Consider the following 19194-nt stretch of genomic DNA (forward strand, 5'->3'; position numbering starts at 1 on the left):
GCGGGAGCCCACTGCCCCCGCCCTGACGCCCCGAGTCGTTCCAGCCGGAGGAACCGGACCGATGGGACGACTCGTGAATGGGCGTGCGTATTCGGCCCGCATGCCGCAGGCCGTCGAACAGTCTACCTGGATCCGTCCCTTCGGATGACCGGGGACTTGACCGCCTCGGACACCGCCACCCAGGGCGATCGCGAGCGAATCGCCCCTCGCGCGACCGGCCCCGCGACGGCGGCGCGAGCACCCATTCCAGCGAGTCAGGAGGGCTCCTGCCCCTCCTCGCCGCCGGGGAGCGGGGCGGCCTGCGACGGCTGCCTGCGGGGCGCTCGGGGGAACATCCGGAGGTGGAGCTCCGCGAGCCGGGCGCCGGTCGGCGCGTCCTCGGCGGGACGCTCGGTCACGCGGTAGGGATCGATCACCGCGCTGATCCGCTCCGCGATCTCCCGCAGCTCCTCGGCGTCCACCCGCAGCACCGTGTGGGTGAGCCAGGCGGAGTTCCTCCACTCCAGGGACTCGCGCTCCGATTGGGCGAAGTAGTCGCCGAGCCGCCGGTTCGCCTCCGCCAGCACCGTGTCGATCACGGCGTTCTGCGCGTCGACGAGATCGGGGGCCTCGTCCCCCGACGAATCAAATCCCCAGCCGGGCTGGAGCGCCCGCCAGACGCGCTCTCTGCCGTCTCCCCGCGGAGGCGCGTCGGCGACCAACCCGTGCTTGGCCAGTTGCCGCAGGTGGTAGCTGCAGGCGCTCGGGGACAGCCCGGCGACCTCCGCGCACTCGGTCGCGGTCGCGGGTCCCTCCGTCTGGAGCCGGCTCAGGATGGCCAGCCGCGCGGGATGCGCCAGCGCGCGCAACACGCGGGCATCGGTGACCTGTCGGGCCCCTTCCGGCCATGAGCTCGCCATGCCTCCGAACCTACAGCCCATGAGATGTGAAGTATTGCTTTCACAGTTATGAAGGATTACCTTCACAGTTGTGACGACTCCCCTGATCCCCCTTCGCCGCCAGCGGGACTACCGGCTCCTCTGGTCCGCCCGCGCCATCTCCGAGACCGGGAGCGAGGTCGCCAAGCTGGCCGTGCCGCTCACGGCCGCCGTGACGCTGGACGCGTCCCCGATCGAGATGGGCGTGCTCGCGGCCGCCTCGACGTTCCCGTTCCTGCTGGTCGGCCTGCCGTCCGGTGCGATGGCCGATCGCGTGGCCCGCCGCAGGCCCGTGATGGTCGCGTGCGAGCTGATCTCCGGCCTCACGGCGCTGTCGGTGCCGCTCGCCTGGCTCGGCGGGCTGCTGACCATCCCCTGGCTGATCGCCGTCGCGTTCACGATCGGCATGTGCACAGTGGTGTTCCGCACCTTCAACACGCCGCACCTCGCCACCGTGGTCGCCGCGCCGCAGCGGACCGCGGCCATCGCGGGCTTCCAGTCGGTCTTCTCCGTGGCCCAGATGGGCGGGCCCGGTCTGGCGGGCATGCTGGTCGCCCTGCTCACCGCGCCCGTCGCGGTCGTGGTCAACGCGATCACGTTCCTGGTGTCCGCCGTCTGCCTGCGGGCGATCCGGACCCCCGAGAACGCCGCCGCGACCGCGAAGCGCGGGCTGGCCCGGGAGATCGGCGAGGGCATGCGCGTCCTGGTGAACCACCCCGTCCTGCGCGCGCTCTGCATGACCGGCATGATCGTGAACGTGCTCGGCGCGGCCGAGATGGCGCTCTACGTCCTCTTCGCGGTGAACATCCTGGGACTGCCCGCGCCTCTGGTGGGCGTCGCGGCGATCGGCTTCGGCGTCGGCGGCCTGATCGGCGCCGTGCTCGCGTCCCGGCTGGCCGCCAGGTTCGGCGAGAACAAGGTGCTCCTCGGCTCCGTGCTCTTCTTCCCTCTCGGGTTCGCCGCGACGGCGGGAGCGGGCGGCCCGCTCTGGCTCGCCCTCTGCCAGATCGCCGGAGCCGAGGTGATCACTGGCGTGGCCGTCGTGTCCTACAGCGTGTGCGCCGGCTCGGTCACCATGCGGGAGGCGCCCGACGGGCTGCTCGGCCGGGTCAACGCCACGACGAACTTCGCCACCCAGGGAGTGATGGCCCTGGGCGGCATTCTCGGAGGCGTGCTCGGCGAGTTGCTCGGGCTGCGTCCCGCGCTCTGGGTCTGCGCGGCCGGGTCGCTGCTCTGCATCGTCAGCCTGTGGCTGTCGCCCATCCGGCGAGGTGCTCGCCCGGCCGCGGCGGAGGACTCGCCCAGTACGGCTCAGCACCCTCAATCCGACCCGGCGGCCTCACATACGTGAGCGGGCCGAACGCGCTGTCCATGCGCTCCAGCAGATCGTCCACCCCGAGCCCGGGCTCGCCGTCCGCGGACTCGGCGCGGTCGATCCTGCCGAGTTCATCCAGCCACCGCGCGGTCCTGGCGAGGGACAGCTCCACCCGCCAGGAACCCCCCTCGTCTCTACGGCGGAGCAACCCGGCCACGGCGCCGAAGGCGGCCAGATACCCGGTGGCGTGGTCGAGCGCCTGGCACGGCAAGGGAGACGGGCGGGTCCCGTCGCCGCCTTCGTGGGCGATGCCGCACGCCATCTGGACGAGGCTGTCGAACCCCCTGCGCCGCCCCCATGGGCCGCGCGAGCCGTACGCGGAGATCTCGACGCACACCACGCCCGGCCGCAGCCCGGCGAGCTCTTCCGGCCCGAACCCTCGCTCGGCGAGTGACCCGGGACGGTACGCCTGGATGACCACGTCGGCCTGCCGTACCAGCTCGCGCAGCGTGTCCGCCTCGGTCCGCAGGTCGATGTGGCAGGACCGCTTCCCGAACGCCGTCTCCACCACCAACCCGGGCACCTCGGGCAGATGCGCGGCCCCGACGCGGAGCACCTCCGCGCCATGCGCCGCCAGGATCCGCGCCGCGACCGGACCCGCGATCACCCTGGTCAGGTCGAGCACCCGTACTCCGTCCAGGGGACGGCTACCCGTGCGTGCGGCCCTGTCCGGAGAGGGCCCCGTGGAATCGAGGCGCGAGAGCGCGACCAGCGGCGTACGGGCCACCGCTTCGGCCTGCGGGTGGGCCAGCCACTCCTTCCGGCTGCGCATGGCGGCCGCGCATCCGTCCTCGCGGATCACTGCGTCCTCGATCTCCACGCTCGTACGGCTCTCGCAGGCCCGGGAGACGGCGTCTCGGCCGGCGTCAGGCGGGAGCCTTAGCGCTCTGAGCGCGGCCTCCCGGTGGTGATCGAAGTTGCAGTGCAGCCGGACCCAGCCGTCGGACGTCCGGTAATCGCCCGAAAGGGGCGCCCACAGGCCGATCTCCTCGCCGTCGATCCGGAAGTGCCGCTCGCTCATGAACGCGGCGGCGGCGTGCCGCACGTCGACACTCACCTCTCGCGGTGTCCGCTCCGGCGCCTTGTACCGCGCCACTGCGGCGGTGACCGCCCCCACGCTCACGGCGGCGGCCGTGGCGAGGCGGAACACCGACGGCAGCCCAGGTTCCACCCCGGAGATCCGTACATCGGGGAGCCCGACTCCGACCTCCTCGCCGAGGCTTTTGATCAGCTTTTCCGTCACCGGACCCCCTCTTGGCCGTCCATGACAGTGTCCTCCCGACGCGAGGCCGTTGTCGTCGCCCGCCGAGCGGCACGTGGGAGGATTTCCCGCGCGTGGTGACCATTCCTGACGGAGGACGAGCGCTCATGCGCGACGAGAAGATCAGCGACTTCCTGACCCGGCTCGCCGACCGCGTACCGGCTCCCGGCGGCGGGGCGGTCGCCGCCCTGCACGCCGCGAACGCCGCCGCCCTGCTGGGGATGGTGGCCCGCTACAGCACGGGCGAGAAGTACGCCGACCACCGGGCGGCTGTCGAGCGCGCCATCTCCGAGACGGACGGCCTGCGGAACGCGGCGCTGCGGCTCGCCGGGGAGGACGCGGCCGCGTTCACCGCCGTCGCCGACGCGTACAAGCTGCCCAGGGACACCGACGAGGCGAAAGCCGCCAGATCCGCCGCCATCGCGGCGGCTCTGATCGAGGCGGGCAGGCCGCCGGCCGAGGTGATCGGCGTCGCCCGGGCGGTCGTAGAGCTGGCCGAGGAGCTGCTCCCGATCGGCAACCGCAACGTCGTCACGGACATCGCCGCCGCCGCGGAGGCGGCCCGGGCGGCGGCGACCACCGCCCGGGTGAACGTCGAGATCAACCTCGGCGGCATCAAGGATGAGACGGCGCGGGCGGAGCTGGCGGCCCGGGCCGCCACGGTCGACGACATCGCCCTTCGCGCCGACCGGGTGACCGCCGCCGTACGCGAGGAGATCGCGAAGTGACCGCCGCCGTCCTCTCCGGCAGGGAACTCGCTGCCGCGATCAGGTCCGAGACCGCGGCCGAGGCCGCGCGGCTGAGCGCCGCCGGGACCGCGCCGACACTCGCCGTCGTCGTCGCCACCGCCGACGAGTCCAGCGCCTGGTACGTCCGTTCGATCGCGCGTGCCGCCGAACAGGTGGGCATCACCTGCGACATCGTGGACCTCGGCCGGGAGGCGACCGGCCCGGAGATCCGCCGCACGCTCGACGCTCTCAGCGCCGACGATCGCGTCCACGGCGTCATCCTGCAGACCCCCTTGCCGCCGGGAGTCGACGCCCAGGAGATGGCCCTCGCGATCCGCTTCGACAAGGACGTGGACGGTGCCAACCCCCTCTCCCTGGGGCGGCTGGCCGCCGGTCTGCCCGCGTTCGCCCCGGCGACCGCGGAAGCCGTCGTACGGATCCTGGAGCACCACGGGGTCGAGCCGACCGGTCGGCACGTGGCGGTGGTGGGCCGCTCCACCGTGGTGGGCAAGCCCGCCACCCACCTCCTGCTGGACCGGAACGCCACCGTGACCGTGTGCCATTCGCGTACGAGGGATCTCGCCGCGGTCACCTCCGCGGCCGACGTGGTGGTGGCCGCGGCCGGCCGGATCGGGCTGATCACGGCCGACCACGTCGCGCCGGGCGCCGTAGTCGTCGACGTGGGCACCAACCCCACCGAGGACGGCGGACTGGTCGGGGACGTGGACGCCGCGTCCGTCGGCGAGAAGGCCGGGGCGCTGACGCCGGTGCCGGGCGGCGTGGGGCCGGTGACGACCGCCCTCCTGCTGGCGCACACCGTCCAGGCCGCGAGCACCTTGCGGCAGTCGTAGCACCGGGCGCCGGACGAGCCGTTGTCCACAGGCCGAGGAGTTTCCACAGATCGGCCCGGCCGCCCTCGGCGCCCGGCCCGGATGAGCGAACGTCTGGGACCGGAGGTGGTCCCATGGCGGCCAAAGACGAGCTGGGCAGGCAGGGCGAGGAGCTCGCCGCGGAGTTTCTGAGATCCAGGGGTTGGTCCGTCCTCGCCCGCAACTGGCGGTGCAAGGCCGGCGAGATCGACATCGTGGCGCGCGACGGCCGCGCGCTGGTCGTCGTCGAGGTCAAGACCCGCTCGGGACGCAGCCACGGCACGGCCTATGAAGCGGTCGGCCGGGCGAAGCTCCACCGCCTGCGGTCACTCGCCGCCCGCTGGCTGGCCGAGCAGGAGGAGCGTTTCGAATCCGTACGCGTTGACGTGATCGCCCTGGAGCGGTTCGCCGGCGACTTCGCCATCCGGCACGAGCGCGGGGTGGTCTGACATGGCCGTGGCACGCACCAGGTGCGTCACGTTGATCGGCGTCACCGGACACACCGTCGAGGTCGAGGCGGACGTCGGCCACGGGCTGGCGGGGACGCATCTCATCGGCCTGCTGGACACCGCCATCAACGAGGCCCGTGACCGGGTCAGGTCCGCCCTGCTCAACAGCCGTTTCGAGTGGCCGGACGCGCGGATCACGGTCAGCCTGTTCCCCGCCAGCCTGCCCAAGCGAGGCTCGATCTTCGACCTCGCCATCGCGATCGCCGTACTCGGCGCCGCGGGGGCGGTTCCCGCGCAACGCATCGCCCAGCCGTTCTTCCTCGGCGAGCTGGGGCTGGACGGCAGGGTCCGCCCGGTGCGCGGCGTGCTCCCCGCCGCGCTGGCGGCGGCGCGGGCGGGAGCCCGCACGATCGTCGTGCCTGCGCTGAACGCGACCGAGGCGGCGCTGGTCCCCGAGCTCGCCGTGCTGTCCGTGGGGAGCCTGGCCGAGCTGGTGGAGCGGCTCCGCGAGGACGAGCCGCACCGGCTGCCGGCGACCATCGCCGCGCCCTCGCCGACGCCCGGCGACGCCCGGCGCGCGGGCGAGAGCGGCGGTGAAGACGGCCGTCCCCGTCTCGACCTCCGCGACGTCGCGGGCCAGGCCACGGGGCGCAAGGCGCTTGAGGTGTGCGCGGCCGGTGGTCACAACCTGTGGATGCTCGGCCCTCCCGGCACCGGCAAGACCATGCTGGCCGAGCGGCTGCCGACGCTTCTCCCGCCTCTGGAGCGCGAGCAGGCTCTGGAGGCCACGGCGATCCACTCCGTGGCGGGCACGCTGCCGCCCGACCGGCCGCTGCTCGATCGGCCGCCCTTCGTGGCGCCGCACCACACCGCCACGGTCGCGGCCGTCGTGGGCGGAGGCAGCGGTCTCGTACGGCCCGGCGCGGTGTCCCTCGCGCACCAGGGGGTCCTCTTCCTGGACGAGGCGCCGGAGTTCTCGACCAGCGTTCTCGACTCGCTGCGCCAGCCTCTCGAGTCCGGCACGGTGACGGTGGCCCGCGCGGCCGGCACGGTGACGTTCCCCGCCCAGTTCATGCTCGTACTCGCCGCCAACCCGTGTCCCTGCGGCGAGGCGGGCACGCCCGGCCACCCCTGCCGCTGCACGCCCACCGCGCGCAGGCGCTATCTGGCCAGGCTCTCGGGTCCGCTGCTCGACCGGATCGACGTGAAGGTGCGGGTCGCCCGTGCCACCCGCGCCGAGCTGATGGCGGACCGGCATGTCGCCGAGTCGAGCAGGACCGTCGCCGAGCGAGTGCGGTCGGCGCGCGAACGCGCGCTCAAACGCCTCGTGGGCACGCCATGGCGCAACAACGCGGAGGTCAGCTCGGCGGCGCTGCACACTGACTTCCGGCTGCCCGCCAGGGCGCTCGCGCCCCTGCACAAGGGCCTTGATCTCGGCACGCTGAGCGCTCGCGGTGTCGATCGCGTCATCCGGGTGGCCTGGACGATCGCCGATCTGGCGGGCAAGGACCGCCCCGACGAGTCCGACACGTCGGCCGCTCTCGCGATGTGGCTGGGGGTGGACTGATGGTCGCCGACCTCGCCCACGACGCCCGGACGGACGATGTCCCGGAAGCGGAGATCCTGGCCCGCGTCGCCATCATGCGGATGGCCGAGCCCGGCGATCAGGTGATGGGCAGACTGATCGCGCGCTACGGCGCCGTGGCGGCGGCGGCTCAGGCACAGCGCGGCGTCCTCCCTGCGGAGTTCGTCTCTGAGGAGATCGGCCGTGCCCGGGCCGCGGGCCGCCCGCCCACACTGGATCGGCTCGCCGCGTCGTGGGTGGCCCGCTACGCCGACCCCGTTCGCGACCTCGCCGACGGGCGCGAGCAGGGGGCCCGGTTGGTCGTCCCAGGCGATCCGGAGTGGCCCACCCAGCTCGACGACCTCGGCGACCGCCGCCCGTACGGGCTCTGGCTCCACGGCACGGTCAACCTGCGGTTCGCCTGCCTTCGCTCCGTCGCCGTCGTCGGAGCGCGGGCGGCCACGGCATACGGCGTGCAGGTGGCGTCCGAACTGGCCTCCGGGCTCGGAGACAGGCGGTGGACCGTGATCAGCGGCGGCGCGTACGGCATCGACGCCGCGGCCCATCGTGGCGCGCTCGCGAGCGGGATGCCGACCGTCGTCGTCCTCGCCAGCGGCACGGACGTCTGCTACCCCACAGCCCATCAGGACCTGTTCCAGGTGGTGCGGTCTCAGGGTGTGATGATCAGTGAGGTCCCCATGGGCTCCCGTCCGACGCGGCCACGCTTCCTGGTCAGGAACCGCCTGATCGCCGCGTTGTCCCGGGGCACCGTGGTGGTGCAGGCCGCCGTCCGCAGCGGGGCGCTGAACACCGCGACCCACGCCAACGAGTTGAACCGGCATCTGATGGCGGTCCCCGGGCCGATCACATCGGAGGTGTCCGAGGGCTGCCACGATCTCATCCGGCAGGGACGCGCCGTCTGCGTGACCTCGGTGCAGGAGATCACCGAACTCGTCGGGACCATCGGCGGCGACCTCGCCCTGGTACGGCGCGGCCCCGCCCATCCGCGTGATGCGCTGAACGACGAGACCAGACGGGTGCTGGAAGCGGTTCCCACCCGCGTGGGCGCGGGCCCCGCGGCGATCGCGGTCTCGGCGGGAGTGGACCTCTCCACCGCGTTGAGCTGCCTCGGCGCGCTCGCCGTCGCCGGTTTCGTGGAACACGGCGACCGCGGTTGGCGGCTGCGTCGGGAACAGGACGGGTGAATCAGGTGATCGAGATCACGGCCGGGGCAGCTGGTTACCATGAGGCGCATGGCCGACGGCGCGAGATCCCGCGCTCTCCCCAGTCCGAGCGGGGCGTTCGAGAGCGTGATTGCCGAGTTCGAACGGCACCTGCGGGTGGAACGGGACCTCTCCCCGCACACCGTTCGCGCGTACATGGGGGATGTCACCGCGCTGCTCGGACATTTCCGCGAGGCAGGGCACGACTCGCTCGACGCCCTGGACATCACCGTCCTTCGCGAGTGGCTCGGCGGGCAGCACCAGGCCGGGCGCTCGCGAGCGACGCTGGCACGTCGCTCCGCCTGCGCGCGCGTCTTCACCGCCTTCTGCCATCGCCGTGGCTGGATGGCGACCGACCCCGGCCTGCTCTTGGGCACGGCCAAGTCGCCCCGTCGCCTGCCCGTCGTTCTCGACCAGGACGAGGCCAGGGCGCTGCTGGACCGAAACGACGCGGCCCGGGGCCGGCCCTCCTCGCCCACCGGGACACCGTCGGCCGTCTCCACACCCGCCACAACCGCCGGGGGCGCCCCCGCCTCCGCCTCCGCCTCCGTGGAGCCGATCACCGACGAGTCAGCGCCTTCCCTGGGGGTCCGTCGCACGAACGATCGCGAACACCGCGGGGCGCCGCACCCGGAGGGAACCGGAGCGCGGCGAGCCGCCGACGGCCCCAAAGAGCTGCGGGACATCGCCATGCTCGAACTGCTCTACGCCACCGGAATGCGGGTCGGTGAGCTGTGCGGACTCGACGTGGACGACGTGGACCGCGACCGCAACACCGTGCGCGTCCTCGGCAAGGGACGCAAGGAACGGGTCGTACCGTTCGGCCTGCCCGCCCTCCGTGCCTTGGACGCCTGGTGCGTACGCGGGAGGCCATTGCTGCTCCAAGAGGGCAGCGGACCCGCCCTGTTCCTCGGAGTGCGCGGCGGCCGGATCGACCAGGGGACTGTCCGGAGGGTCGTGCACGCCCGACTCGCCGAACTCGAGGACGTCCCCGACATGGGGCCGCACGGGCTACGGCACACCGCCGCCACCCATCTCCTGGAAGGCGGAGCGGACCTTCGTACCGTCCAGGAGATGCTGGGCCACGCGTCGCTGGCCACCACCCAGATCTACACGCATGTCTCGATCGAACGGCTGCGCAAGGTCTACCGGCAGGCCCACCCCCGCGCCTGATTGCCGACGGCTACGTCACGGATAACCGCGTTATCCACAGAACGTGGTTCGGCTGGAGAGCACAGCGCGCGCCGATGCCACGCTGCCTCCATGCGCTTGCTGACCGTGATGACGGCCCTTCTCCTGTGGTCACCGTCGTCCTCACCGCCTTCATGGCCACCATGGTCATGGCCGCTCAAGCCGTCACTCTCCTCATGGCGTCCCTGGTCATCCTCATGGTCACCGTCGTCAGCGGCACCGCCGCGCTCATGGTCGCCACCCCCGTCGCGGCCGTGGCCGGCCTTGTCGTCGCCGTCACGGCCACTGTGGTCAGCCCCGACCTCACAGTCCTCATGGCTGGCGTGGTCACTCCTGCGGACACCATCGTCAGCGGCACCGTGGTCACCCTCGTGGTCAGCACCATCGCCGGGGCTGTGGTCGGCCTTGTCGTCACAACCGTCACGGCCGCTCACCTCGTCACGCCCCTCACGGGTGGCATGGTCGCCCCCGTGGGCACCGTCCTCATCCGCACCGTGGTCGGCGCTGCGGTCACCACCGTCATCGGAGCCGTGGTCGGGCTCGGCTCACGGCGTGGGAGACCCGCCGCGGTGGCGGTGGCCACTGTCGGGCCGCCCCGTTCTGGTCAGGCGGTTTCAGCCGCCTCCGGAACGGTGGCTGGCCGGGCATCGAGGGGTGGACATCGAGGCCCTGCCCGGCGAGACGGTCCGTTCAGCCGGGCCGGGCGTTGTCGGATACGCCGGCAAACTGGCCGGGCGCGGGGTCGTGACCGTGATCCACCCCGACGGGTTGCGAACCACGTACCTACCTGTCCGAGCCTCGGTCCGCCCTGGCCAGGCAGTGGAGAGCGGCACCCCCTTGGGGGTCGCCGAGGATCTTCCCGGCCATTGCCCGGTCCCCTGCCTGCACTGGGGCCTGCTGCGCGGAAACGTCTATCTGGATCCCCTGCTGTTGCTCGGGTTCGGCCAGGTCCGACTGCTGCCGACCCGAGATCCCACTGCCGCATGAGATCTGAGGCGAGTACCGCCTCGTCCTCCCGCAGCACGCACCAGCCACCGGCGCGGATCGAATCGGCGAGCATGCGCCGCATCCGGCACTCGCGGCTCGGGTTGATGATGCCGACGCCCTGTGCGGCGCTCGCCGTGTCGGGAGTGGCCCCCTGCCGTGCCATAGAGGCAGGAGCCACCCGTGGGCGGGGCCGTGGCCGACCCCGCACAAGGTGCCCTCCCTGACTGGCCCCGCACCACACGGAGTGCCCTCCGTGAGTGGGCTCACACTGGGTACCGTCCGCGACTGGCCCCGCATCACACGGGTGCACGGTGCCGTCCGTGACTGCCCTCGCACCGTTGCCAAGCGCGATTGCCCCCGCACGGGGTTGCCGTCCGTGACTGCCCTCGCACCGGTGCCCCCGTGACTGGCCCCGCATACGTACGTCCGTGACTGCACCCGCAAGGGTGCCAACCGCAATTGGCCCCGCACGGAGTTGCCGTCCGTGGCGGCCGTGGCGGGCCGACGGAGCGGTCGTCAGCTGGAGAAGCCCTCCTTGGGCATTTCGAGGTCCGGCTTGGCCAGTTCTTCGACGTTGACGTCCTTGAACGTCACAACCCGGACGTTCTTCACGAACCTGGCGGGCCGGTACATGTCCCAGACCCAGGCGTCCTGCATCTTCACGTCGAAGAAGACGTCACCGTTCTCGGCGGTGCGTACGTCGAGATCGACGGAGTTGGTGAGATAGAAGCGCCGCTCGGTCTCGACGACGTAGGTGAAGAGCCCGACGACGTCGCGGTACTCCCGGTAGAGCTGCAACTCCATCTCGGTCTCGTACTTTTCGAGATCCTCTGCGCTCATTCCGGTCCTCCTGTTTCGCACCCCACCAAGGCCGCGCGGTCAGACGACACCGGCCTCCGCTCCATTCTCTCGCATCTCCTCATCCTCCCCGGTCAGACCGCGACGCACCACGACGGTGACACCCGTCCGCGTCCCGGTGACGTTCACGAAGGAGAACCGGTGATGCGAAGTGGGACCGTGCGCGGCCAGCGCCCTCCGGTGGCCCGGCGTCACGTATCCCTTGTGTACCGCGAAGCCGTACTCGGGATGGGCGTCGTCCAGAGAGCGCATCAGCCGGTCCCGAGTCACCTTCGCCACGATCGAGGCCGCCGCGACGCACGCGGCCACCTGATCTCCCTTCCAGATCGCCAGAGACGGCGCGGGCAGCCCCGGCACGGGGAAGCCGTCGATCAGCACATATCCCACGTCGATGCCGAGACCCGCGACGGCGCGCCGCATGCCGGCGACATTGCTCCTGTGCAGTCCACGGGCGTCGATCTCCTCGGGCGGGATGACGACGACGCTCACCGCCCGCGCCCTGGCCTCGATCAGGTCGAACAGCCGCTCGCGCCTGGCGGGCGTGAGCAGCTTGGAATCGCTCAGCCCGTCGATGTCGCGTCCGAGGACGACCGCGGCCACGACCAGCGGTCCGGCGCAGGCGCCACGCCCGGCCTCGTCCACGCCGGCGACCGGCGTGAACCCTCGCCGGGCCAGTGCCCGCTCGTAGCCGTAAAGTCCCGAATCCCGCCGGACGACGCTCGGGCGCGGGCGATACGCAACTGTCATGACGAACAGCAGCGTACGCCCCATTCCGTCCGGGCGGTACGGCAGCGGCCGACGGGCACGACGCCGCCGATCAGTGAACCTTGGAGAACGTCTCCGGCCGTGAGAGCAGGCCGAAACGGGAGAACGGCCAATACCGGATGAACGCCCGGCCGACCAGGTCGTCTTCGGAGATGGTTCCCTTGTACGGATCATCGATGTACTCACGCGAGTCACGGGAGTTGTTCCGGTGGTCGCCCATCAACCAGACGCGGCCCGGGGGAACCTTCACCTCGAACCGCTGCTTGGAAGGATAGACATCGGGATAGAGGTAAACGTTCTCCTCGTCGAGCGGCGTCCCGTTCACCGTGATCCGGCGCTTGGCGTCACAGCACTTCACCGTGTCGCCGCCGACGCCGATCACCCGCTTGATGGTGTCCTCGCCGTCCCACCCCTTGAAGACCACGATGTCGCCGCGCTCCACATCGCCGAAGACGTAGGCGAGCTTGTTCACCGCGACCCTGTCGTTGATCAGCAGCGTGTTCTCCATCGACCCTGACGGGATGTAGAACGACTGCATCACGAACAGGTGCACGAGCACGGCCAGGATGATGCCGCCGAGGGTGAACAGGATGGAGTCGCGCCAGCCGGAAGACTTCTTGGCGGGGGGATCCTTCTCTTCGGTCATGGTCACCTGCGGCAGGTTACCGCCTTACGCGTAGGCGACGTCTAAGGGCCGCGAGAGGGACGGCGCCCACGAAACCAAGGACCGCCGGCGCGGCGTCGCCCAGCGCTCCGACGGCGTGCAGCGCGGGCTGGTTGAAGGTCTCGGGGATGGGCAGGACCTTGGCCCGATCGAACGGCCAGACGATGACGAAGGCCCGGCCGATCACCTGGTCGATGGGGATGGTGCCGCCACCCGGGTCGCCCTGGTGGGACCGCGAGTCCAGCGAGACGGACCGGTGGTCGCCCATCACCCAGAGCCGCCCCTGCGGCACCTTGACCTCGAAGTTCGACAGCGAGGGCGCGTCGCCGGGATAGAGGTAGGACTTCTCGTCGAGTGGCGTCCCGTTGACGGTGATCCGTCCCTGGACGTCGCAGCACTTCACCGTGTCGCCGGGGACCCCGATGACCCGCTTGATGTAGTCCTTCTCGCCCGGGATCAGGCCGAACGAGGTGCCGACCCAGCGGAAGAACCCGGTGACGGGGTTCGACGGCTTCTCCTGGGGCACCTCGCCCTCCCAGGAATCGACCCCGGAGAAGACCACCGTGTCGCCGCGCTCGATGTCGCGCACGTGGTAGACGAGCTTGTTGACCAGGACCCGGTCGTTGACCAGCAGGGTGTTCTCCATCGACTCGGACGGGATGTAGAACGCCTGGACCACGAAGGACTTGATGAGCAAGGCCAGCACAAGGGCGACCACGATGAGAACCGGGAGCTCCTTCCAGAAGGAGCCCTTCTTCTCCTTGCCGTCTCCGGCGGCCTGCTGGGTGTCTTCCGCGACCACGTCCACCCCGTCCTCGGCGGGGCGGCGCGTGCCTGCACCCGGCGTCTCGCTAGTCATCGCTGTCGAGCCTAGATGATGTCCCTGACCGTGACCGTCGCCGACGCGACATAGGCACGGAAAAGAAAATGGCCCGCACCACGGGGGTACGGGCCACCATGTCGATCGCCTTACTTGGCGGCCGGCATGGCCTCGCGCTTCTCGCGAATGCGGGCGGCCTTGCCGCGCAGGTCGCGCATGTAGTAGAGCTTGGCGCGACGGACGTCACCGCGGGTCACGACCACGATCTTCTCGATGACCGGGCTGTGCACCGGGAAGGTGCGCTCGACGCCGACGCCGTAGCTGATCTTGCGGACGGTGAAGGTCTCGCGGGAACCGCCACCCTGGCGGCGCAGCACGAAGCCCTTGAACACCTGGATACGGGACCGGTTGCCTTCGACGACGCGGACGTGGACCTCCAGCGTGTCACCGGGGCGGAAAGCCGGTACGTCGCTGCGGAGGGCAGCCTTCTCGAGCTCCTGGATCTGCGTGTGCATGACAGCGGTTCCTCATTGACATGAGCGCACGGAGGTCCACCCGGCCGAGCCGGGCTCGGCGACGAGGGGGACACGCGCGCTTGGCTTGATACGTCTTGGGGGCCGGATCTCCGCCCGGCCGTGCGCCGCCACGGTGAAGTGAGCAGCAGCGATTCAGTTTGCCACATCTTCGGCCGTCACGCGAAACGAAGCGCGCATCCGGTCATCCGCCGGACGTGTCCGCCTGCCCGTGGATCTCGTCGAGAACCTGCCGGTCACGCTTGTCGAGGCCCTCCGGATCGAGCCGGGCGAGCAGTTCGGGCCGCTTCGCCGCCGTACGGCGCAGCGCCTCGTCGCGGCGCCAGCGGGCGATCTTCCCGTGGTGCCCGGACAGGAGGATCTCCGGCACGTCCTGGCCACGCCAGGAGGGCGGCTTGGTGTAGACGGGGCCTTCGAGCAGGTTCTCCATCGCGCCCGGCGCGAACGAGTCGTCCGCCACCGAGGCCGCGTTGCCGAGCACGCCGGGCAGCAGCCGGCCGACGGCCTCGACCATGACCAGCACCGCCGCCTCGCCGCCGGCGAGGACGTAGTCGCCGATGCTCACCTCGTCCACCCGCAGGCGGGAGCCGTACTCGACCATGACGCGGGAGTCGATGCCCTCGTAGCGGGCCGGGGTGAACAGCAGCCAGGGCTCCTTGGCGTACTCCAGCGCCACTTCCTGGGTGAACGACCGCCCGCTCGGCGTCGGCACGATCATCCGCGGCAGGAGGAGACCCTCGTGCGCCGCCTCGTCGCCGGCTCCTCCCGGGACACCCAGGTCGTCACGCGCTTCCCCGGCGCCCGTCACGGACGGTCCGGCGGCGTCGGCTCCCCCGGCGAGGGCCTCGGCGATGACCGCGTCGATCGCCTCGCCCCAGACCTCGGGCTTCATCACCATGCCGGGGCCGCCGCCGTACGGCGTGTCGTCCACGGTCCGGTGCACGTCGTGCGTCCAGTCGCGGAGCTGGTGGAGGTGGATGTCGAGGATGCCGCGGTCACGCGCCTTGCCCATGAGCGAGACGTCCAGCGGAGCGAAGTACTCCGGGAAGATCGAGATGATGTCGACGCGCATTTACTCGGCCTCGTCGAGGTCCAGCAGCCCGGGAGGCGCGTCCACCACGAGCACGCCCTTCTCCAGGTCGATCTCGGGGACCAGCGCCTTGACGAACGGCACGTACGCCTCGCCGCGGGACGGGCGGCGCACGACGAGCAGGTCCTGGCCGTGATGCAGCACGTCGGCGACCTCGCCCACCGGATCGCCGTCCACGGTGACCACGGAGAGCCCGATGAGCTGGTGGTCGTGGAACTCGTCGGGGTCCTCCGACGGCGGCAGCTCGGCCGAGTCGATCACGAGCAGCGTCCCGCGCAGCGCCTCGGCGGCGTCGCGGTCGTCCACACCGACCAGGCTGAGCAGCAGGATGTCCTTGTGCCAACGGGCACCCTCGACCTCCACCGGCCCGGCGGAGGCGGGGTCGGTGGCGAGAGCCGTACCCGGGGCGAAGCGCAGCTCCGGATCGTCGGTGCGCACCTCGACGGTGACCTCACCGCGGACCCCATGCGGTCGGCCGATCCTGCCAACGACTAGCTGCACTTCTCGTCTTCCTCCGATCGCGCCGGAAAGCAAGCCGGGGGACCCCCTGGCGAGGGTCCCCCGGCTGTGAGGTTCTCTTTAACGGGTTAACGGGCCTCGTTCAGGTCGACCAGGTCGACCCGGACGTACTTGCCGTCGGCGAGCGCGTTCACGACGGTGCGCAACGCCTTGGCCGTACGGCCCCCGCGGCCGATGACCTTGCCGAGGTCGTCGGGATGAACCCGGACCTCGAGGACGCGCCCGGTGCGGATGCGGCGGGCGCGAACCCGGACGTCGTCGGGATGCTCGACGATGCCCTTGACCAGATGCTCGAGGGCCTCCTCGAGCACCTCAGGCCTCGCCTTCCGACTTCTCCTCGCCGGCCGGGGCCTCGGTGACGTCGGCGGCCTCGTCGGCCTTCACGGTCTTCTTGGCCTTCTTGGGCGTGGTGGCGGCGGCGGTGTCACCGGACAGCGCCTCCTTGGCCGCGGCCTCGTAAAGGGCGTGACGGTCGGGCTTCGGCTCGGCGACCAGGAGCGGCGCCGGGGCGGGCTCGCCCTTGAACTTCTGCCAGTCGCCGGTGAGCTTGAAGATCTTCAGGACCGGGTCGGTCGGCTGCGCGCCGACGCCCAGCCAGTACTGCGCCCGCTCGGAGTCGACCTCGATGCGCGAGGGGTTCTCCTTCGGGTGGTACAGACCGATCTCCTCGATCGCCCGGCCGTCACGCTTGGTGCGGCTGTCGGCGACGACGATGCGGTACTGCGCGTTGCGGATCATGCCGAGCCGCTTGAGCTTGATCTTGACTGCCACGGGTGTGGTCTCTCCTGCTTCAGAGCGTGGGTGAGCGGTGTCACATCGAGTGGGGCACGACATGAGCCCGCTCGAGGGACAGGCGCGACCGGCGGGGGTGAGAGGGCACCCGCCTGGCCACGATGTTCCAACATGACATTCTGCCAGACGATCCAGGGTGCTCGGCGTCGTCCCGGCCGCTTGCGGACCTGGAGAAAGCCCTGAACAAAACGCTGCGGCCAAGCATCGAACATGACATGCAGCGAACCAACCGCACCTCCCGCGCGGCGGCCGCCTCGGCGGTGGCGGCGAGCCTCCTGCTCTCCGCCGCCTGCGGCTCCGCGGCTTCCCGGACGTCCGGCTCCTCCGGGCGCTCCGACGTTCCGTCCACGGCGGCCGCGGCGGCCATGGCCGCGGAACGGACGGCCACGCCCGGGTCGGCGGGGCCCGCGGACGCCTCCGCCCCGGCGGCTCACGCCGCTCCCCCGGCGGCCCCCGCCGCCGCTCCGGTGGGGCGGTGCCGTACCGGCACGCTGAGGGCGCGCGTCGGCACGACCGACGCGGGGGCGGGACAGCGGTACGCGCCGCTGGTGCTCACCAACACCGGGAGCCGAACCTGCTGGGTCTACGGGTTCGTGGGCCTGATCATGATCGACGGCAGCGGGGACGCCCTGCGCACCAGGACCCGCAGAGAGGCCGTCCAGCCGCGCCGCGTGACGCTGCGGCCGGGAGCGGCGGCGCACGCGCGCCTGCACTGGACCGTGGTGCCGTCCGGGACGGAGACCTCCTGTCCCCGGTCGGCCCGGCTGATGATCATCCCGCCGGACGAGGTCGCGCACCTGGAGATCCCCTTCACCGCCGAAGTCTGCGGCGACGGGAAGATCGACGTCCGGCCGATGGAGCCGGGGACCACGCTCTGACGGGCCCCCGCCGGCCGTCTCGGGGGCCGAACCGGCTGTCCGGGACGGCCACCCGAGGACGCGATCAGCGATGCGCCCCGGCCGGGGTCACTTCTTGGGGAACTTCAGCTTGGACGGGTCGAACCCCGGAGGCAGCTCCAGCCCCGGCGGGAGCTGACCGGCGCCCAGCCGGCCCAGCGCGCCGAGCCCCGGCACGGCGTCCGTGTCCGCGGCGGGCACGGCGCCCGGCTTGCCCTGTCCGGCCTTGCGCGGGTCGCCGCTGACCCTGCGCCCCTTCTTGGCCTTCTGCGCCTTCTGCGCCTTGCCCCTGCCCGGCAGGCCGGGGATGCCCAGCCCCTGGGACATGCGCTTCATCATCTTCTGCGCGTCGAAGAAGCGGACGACGAGGTTGTTCACCTCGGTGACCGTGACGCCGGAGCCCTTGGCGATGCGGGCCCGGCGCGAGCCGTTGATGATCTTGGGGTCCTGCCGCTCGCCCGGGGTCATCGAGCGGATGATCGCCGCGATGCGGTCGAGGTCCCGGTCGTCGACCTGGTTGAGCTGATCGCGCATCTGCCCCATGCCGGGCATCATGCCGAGCAGGTTCTTGATCGGGCCCATGCGGCGGACCATCATCATCTGCTCGAGGAAGTCGTCGAGCGTGAAGCCGTCGCCGGAGGCGAGCTTGCCCGCCATCTTGGCGGCCTCGGCCTCGTCGAAGGTCTTCTGCGCCTGCTCGATCAGGGTGAGGATGTCACCCATGTCGAGGATCCGGCCGGCCATGCGGTCGGGGTGGAAGGCGTCGAAGTCCTCGATCTTCTCGCCGGTGGACGCGAACATGATCGGACGGCCGGTGATGTGCCGCACCGACAGCGCGGCACCGCCGCGGGCGTCGCCGTCGAGCTTGGTCAGCACGACGCCATCGAAGCCGACGCCGTCCATGAACGCCTGGGCGGTGGTCACCGCGTCCTGACCGATCATGGCGTCGACGACGAACAGCACCTCGTCGGGGCGGACCGCGTCGCGGATGTCCGCGGCCTGCTTCATCATCTCCTGGTCGATGCCCAGGCGGCCGGCGGTGTCGATGACGACGATGTCGTGCTGCTGCCGCGTGGCGTGGTCCAACGACTGCCGGGCGACGGCGATGGGGTCGCCGACGCCGTTGCCGGGCTCGGGCGCGTAGACCGCGACGCCCGCGCGCTCGGCCATCACGGCGAGCTGCTGGACCGCATTGGGGCGCTGCAGGTCGCACGCGACGAGCAGCGGCGCGTGCCCCTGGTCGCGCAGCCACCTGGCGAGCTTGCCCGCGAGGGTCGTCTTACCGGCACCCTGCAGACCCGCCAGCATGATGACGGTCGGCGGGTTCTTGGCGTAGCGGAGCCGCCGGGTCTCGCCGCCCAGGACCTCGATCAGCTCGTCATTGACGATCTTGACGACCTGCTGGGCGGGGTTCAGCGCCTGGGAGACCTCGGACCCGCGCGCCCGCTCCTTCACCTGGGCGACGAATGCCTTGACCACCGGCAGCGCGACGTCCGCCTCGAGCAGGGCGATGCGGATCTCGCGGCAGGTCGCGTCGATGTCGGCGTCGGAAAGCCTGCCCTTGGACCTCAGGGAGGAGAAGACCGAAGTCAGCCGGTCGGAAAGCGTCTCGAACACGTGTTTGGCCAGCCTCGAAGCGAGTGGACGGTAAAGAGCTCGCCCCCCAGACTAGCCGCACGTACGGGATGCGTGC

The 19194-nt window shown here is 71.3% G+C and carries 21 protein-coding genes and 1 pseudogene; 9 read left to right on the forward strand and 13 right to left on the reverse strand.

The features are described 5' to 3' along the window. Positions 1-254 precede the first annotated feature (254 nt). On the reverse strand, positions 255-899 hold the full coding sequence (locus AWQ68_RS15615) for an ArsR/SmtB family transcription factor (protein ID WP_066940996.1): 645 nt from the start codon (positions 897-899) through the stop codon (positions 255-257). 70 nt (positions 900-969) lie between these two features. Here AWQ68_RS15615 and AWQ68_RS15620 point away from each other — a divergent pair, with 70 nt between their 5' ends. After that, positions 970-2268 carry an MFS transporter gene (locus AWQ68_RS15620; RefSeq protein ID WP_084464038.1) on the forward strand — a complete coding sequence of 433 codons (1299 nt, stop codon included), beginning with the start codon at positions 970-972 and terminating at the stop codon, positions 2266-2268. Here AWQ68_RS15620 and AWQ68_RS40850 read toward each other — a convergent pair. Next, positions 2159-3535: a CoA transferase gene (locus tag AWQ68_RS40850; RefSeq protein WP_084464039.1), complete on the reverse strand. Its 1377-nt coding sequence runs from the start codon at positions 3533-3535 to the stop codon at positions 2159-2161. The two genes, AWQ68_RS15620 and AWQ68_RS40850, sit on opposite strands and share 110 nt — an antisense overlap. Positions 3536-3627: 92 nt before the next feature. Between AWQ68_RS40850 and AWQ68_RS15625 the strand changes: the two genes are divergently transcribed. The 6 genes from AWQ68_RS15625 to AWQ68_RS45720 all read left to right on the forward strand — a co-directional run bounded on the left by AWQ68_RS15625 (position 3628) and on the right by AWQ68_RS45720 (position 9559). Beyond that, a complete protein-coding gene (locus tag AWQ68_RS15625) occupies positions 3628-4281 on the forward strand; it encodes a cyclodeaminase/cyclohydrolase family protein (protein ID WP_245655931.1) in 654 nt (217 codons plus the stop codon). Then, entirely contained in the window at positions 4278-5132 is an 855-nt protein-coding gene (locus AWQ68_RS15630; RefSeq protein WP_066941001.1) for a bifunctional 5,10-methylenetetrahydrofolate dehydrogenase/5,10-methenyltetrahydrofolate cyclohydrolase, read from the forward strand. The genes AWQ68_RS15625 and AWQ68_RS15630 overlap by 4 nt, the downstream gene beginning before the upstream one ends. A 113-nt stretch (positions 5133-5245) precedes the next feature. After that, positions 5246-5599, forward strand: coding sequence for a YraN family protein (locus AWQ68_RS15635; RefSeq protein WP_066941003.1), 354 nt, complete (start codon positions 5246-5248; stop codon positions 5597-5599). Between the two features lies 1 nt (position 5600). Beyond that, entirely contained in the window at positions 5601-7166 is a 1566-nt protein-coding gene (locus AWQ68_RS15640; RefSeq protein WP_066941004.1) for a YifB family Mg chelatase-like AAA ATPase, read from the forward strand. Further along, complete coding sequence (gene dprA, locus AWQ68_RS15645) at positions 7166-8368, forward strand: DNA-processing protein DprA (protein ID WP_084464040.1); 1203 nt, start codon at positions 7166-7168, stop codon at positions 8366-8368. Before AWQ68_RS15640 ends, dprA begins: the two co-directional genes overlap by 1 nt. A gap of 48 nt (positions 8369-8416) precedes the next feature. Then, a complete protein-coding gene (locus tag AWQ68_RS45720; protein ID WP_084464041.1) occupies positions 8417-9559 on the forward strand; it encodes a tyrosine recombinase XerC in 1143 nt (380 codons plus the stop codon). A 175-nt stretch (positions 9560-9734) separates the two neighbouring features. Here AWQ68_RS45720 and AWQ68_RS44955 read toward each other — a convergent pair whose 3' ends face one another. Further along, entirely contained in the window at positions 9735-10001 is a 267-nt protein-coding gene (locus AWQ68_RS44955; RefSeq protein WP_245655932.1) for a hypothetical protein, read from the reverse strand. Between the two features lie 230 nt (positions 10002-10231). Between AWQ68_RS44955 and AWQ68_RS44960 the strand changes: the two genes are divergently transcribed. Further along, complete coding sequence (locus tag AWQ68_RS44960) at positions 10232-10564, forward strand: M23 family metallopeptidase (protein WP_245655933.1); 333 nt, start codon at positions 10232-10234, stop codon at positions 10562-10564. Between the two features lie 516 nt (positions 10565-11080). Here AWQ68_RS44960 and AWQ68_RS15665 read toward each other — a convergent pair. From AWQ68_RS15665 to rpsP, 9 genes and pseudogenes are all read right to left on the reverse strand, one after another. Beyond that, positions 11081-11404 carry a DUF2469 domain-containing protein gene (locus AWQ68_RS15665; RefSeq protein ID WP_030511723.1) on the reverse strand — a complete coding sequence of 108 codons (324 nt, stop codon included), beginning with the start codon at positions 11402-11404 and terminating at the stop codon, positions 11081-11083. 39 nt (positions 11405-11443) lie between these two features. After that, the gene (locus tag AWQ68_RS15670; protein ID WP_066941302.1) at positions 11444-12169 is read right to left on the reverse strand and encodes a ribonuclease HII; all 726 of its coding nucleotides are present in this window, start codon (positions 12167-12169) and stop codon (positions 11444-11446) included. Positions 12170-12239: 70 nt separating this feature from the next. Further along, a complete protein-coding gene (gene lepB / locus AWQ68_RS15675) occupies positions 12240-12833 on the reverse strand; it encodes a signal peptidase I (RefSeq protein WP_066941011.1) in 594 nt (197 codons plus the stop codon). A gap of 16 nt (positions 12834-12849) precedes the next feature. Continuing rightward, on the reverse strand, positions 12850-13710 hold the full coding sequence (lepB, locus tag AWQ68_RS15680; RefSeq protein WP_066941013.1) for a signal peptidase I: 861 nt from the start codon (positions 13708-13710) through the stop codon (positions 12850-12852). Between the two features lie 110 nt (positions 13711-13820). Beyond that, on the reverse strand, positions 13821-14186 hold the full coding sequence (rplS, locus tag AWQ68_RS15685; RefSeq protein WP_066941015.1) for a 50S ribosomal protein L19: 366 nt from the start codon (positions 14184-14186) through the stop codon (positions 13821-13823). A gap of 232 nt (positions 14187-14418) precedes the next feature. Next, a pseudogene (gene trmD / locus AWQ68_RS15690) lies at positions 14419-15276 on the reverse strand (tRNA (guanosine(37)-N1)-methyltransferase TrmD); the annotation flags it as partial. Then, positions 15277-15795, reverse strand: coding sequence for a ribosome maturation factor RimM (rimM, locus tag AWQ68_RS15695; RefSeq protein ID WP_066941018.1), 519 nt, complete (start codon positions 15793-15795; stop codon positions 15277-15279). 86 nt (positions 15796-15881) lie between these two features. Continuing rightward, positions 15882-16124, reverse strand: a complete 243-nt coding sequence (locus tag AWQ68_RS15700; RefSeq protein ID WP_066941020.1) for an RNA-binding protein — start codon at positions 16122-16124, stop codon at positions 15882-15884. Position 16125: 1 nt separating this feature from the next. Continuing rightward, positions 16126-16584, reverse strand: coding sequence for a 30S ribosomal protein S16 (gene rpsP / locus AWQ68_RS15705; protein ID WP_066941022.1), 459 nt, complete (start codon positions 16582-16584; stop codon positions 16126-16128). 236 nt (positions 16585-16820) lie between these two features. Between rpsP and AWQ68_RS15710 the strand changes: the two genes are divergently transcribed. Then, entirely contained in the window at positions 16821-17483 is a 663-nt protein-coding gene (locus tag AWQ68_RS15710) for a DUF4232 domain-containing protein (RefSeq protein WP_066941024.1), read from the forward strand. 87 nt (positions 17484-17570) lie between these two features. Here the strand turns inward: AWQ68_RS15710 and ffh are convergent, their stop codons facing one another. After that, a complete protein-coding gene (gene ffh, locus AWQ68_RS15715) occupies positions 17571-19118 on the reverse strand; it encodes a signal recognition particle protein (RefSeq protein ID WP_066941025.1) in 1548 nt (515 codons plus the stop codon). Between the last annotated feature and the right edge of the window lie 76 nt (positions 19119-19194).

The sequence above is a fragment of the Microtetraspora fusca genome, assembly GCF_001570365.1.
In the GTDB taxonomy this organism is placed as follows: Bacteria; Actinomycetota; Actinomycetes; order Streptosporangiales; family Streptosporangiaceae; genus Microtetraspora; species Microtetraspora fusca.

Coding starts and splice junctions, on each gene's coding strand:
- AWQ68_RS15615 (WP_066940996.1), bottom strand. CDS start 899: ATGGCGAGCTCATGGCCGGAAGGGGCCCGACAGGTCACCGATGCCCGC.
- AWQ68_RS15635 (WP_066941003.1), top strand. CDS start 5,246: ATGGCGGCCAAAGACGAGCTGGGCAGGCAGGGCGAGGAGCTCGCCGCG.
- AWQ68_RS15640 (WP_066941004.1), top strand. CDS start 5,601: ATGGCCGTGGCACGCACCAGGTGCGTCACGTTGATCGGCGTCACCGGA.
- dprA (WP_084464040.1), top strand. CDS start 7,166: ATGGTCGCCGACCTCGCCCACGACGCCCGGACGGACGATGTCCCGGAA.
- AWQ68_RS45720 (WP_084464041.1), top strand. CDS start 8,417: ATGGCCGACGGCGCGAGATCCCGCGCTCTCCCCAGTCCGAGCGGGGCG.
- AWQ68_RS15665 (WP_030511723.1), bottom strand. CDS start 11,404: ATGAGCGCAGAGGATCTCGAAAAGTACGAGACCGAGATGGAGTTGCAG.
- AWQ68_RS15670 (WP_066941302.1), bottom strand. CDS start 12,169: ATGACAGTTGCGTATCGCCCGCGCCCGAGCGTCGTCCGGCGGGATTCG.
- lepB (WP_066941011.1), bottom strand. CDS start 12,833: ATGACCGAAGAGAAGGATCCCCCCGCCAAGAAGTCTTCCGGCTGGCGC.
- lepB (WP_066941013.1), bottom strand. CDS start 13,710: ATGACTAGCGAGACGCCGGGTGCAGGCACGCGCCGCCCCGCCGAGGAC.
- rplS (WP_066941015.1), bottom strand. CDS start 14,186: ATGCACACGCAGATCCAGGAGCTCGAGAAGGCTGCCCTCCGCAGCGAC.
- AWQ68_RS15710 (WP_066941024.1), top strand. CDS start 16,821: ATGCAGCGAACCAACCGCACCTCCCGCGCGGCGGCCGCCTCGGCGGTG.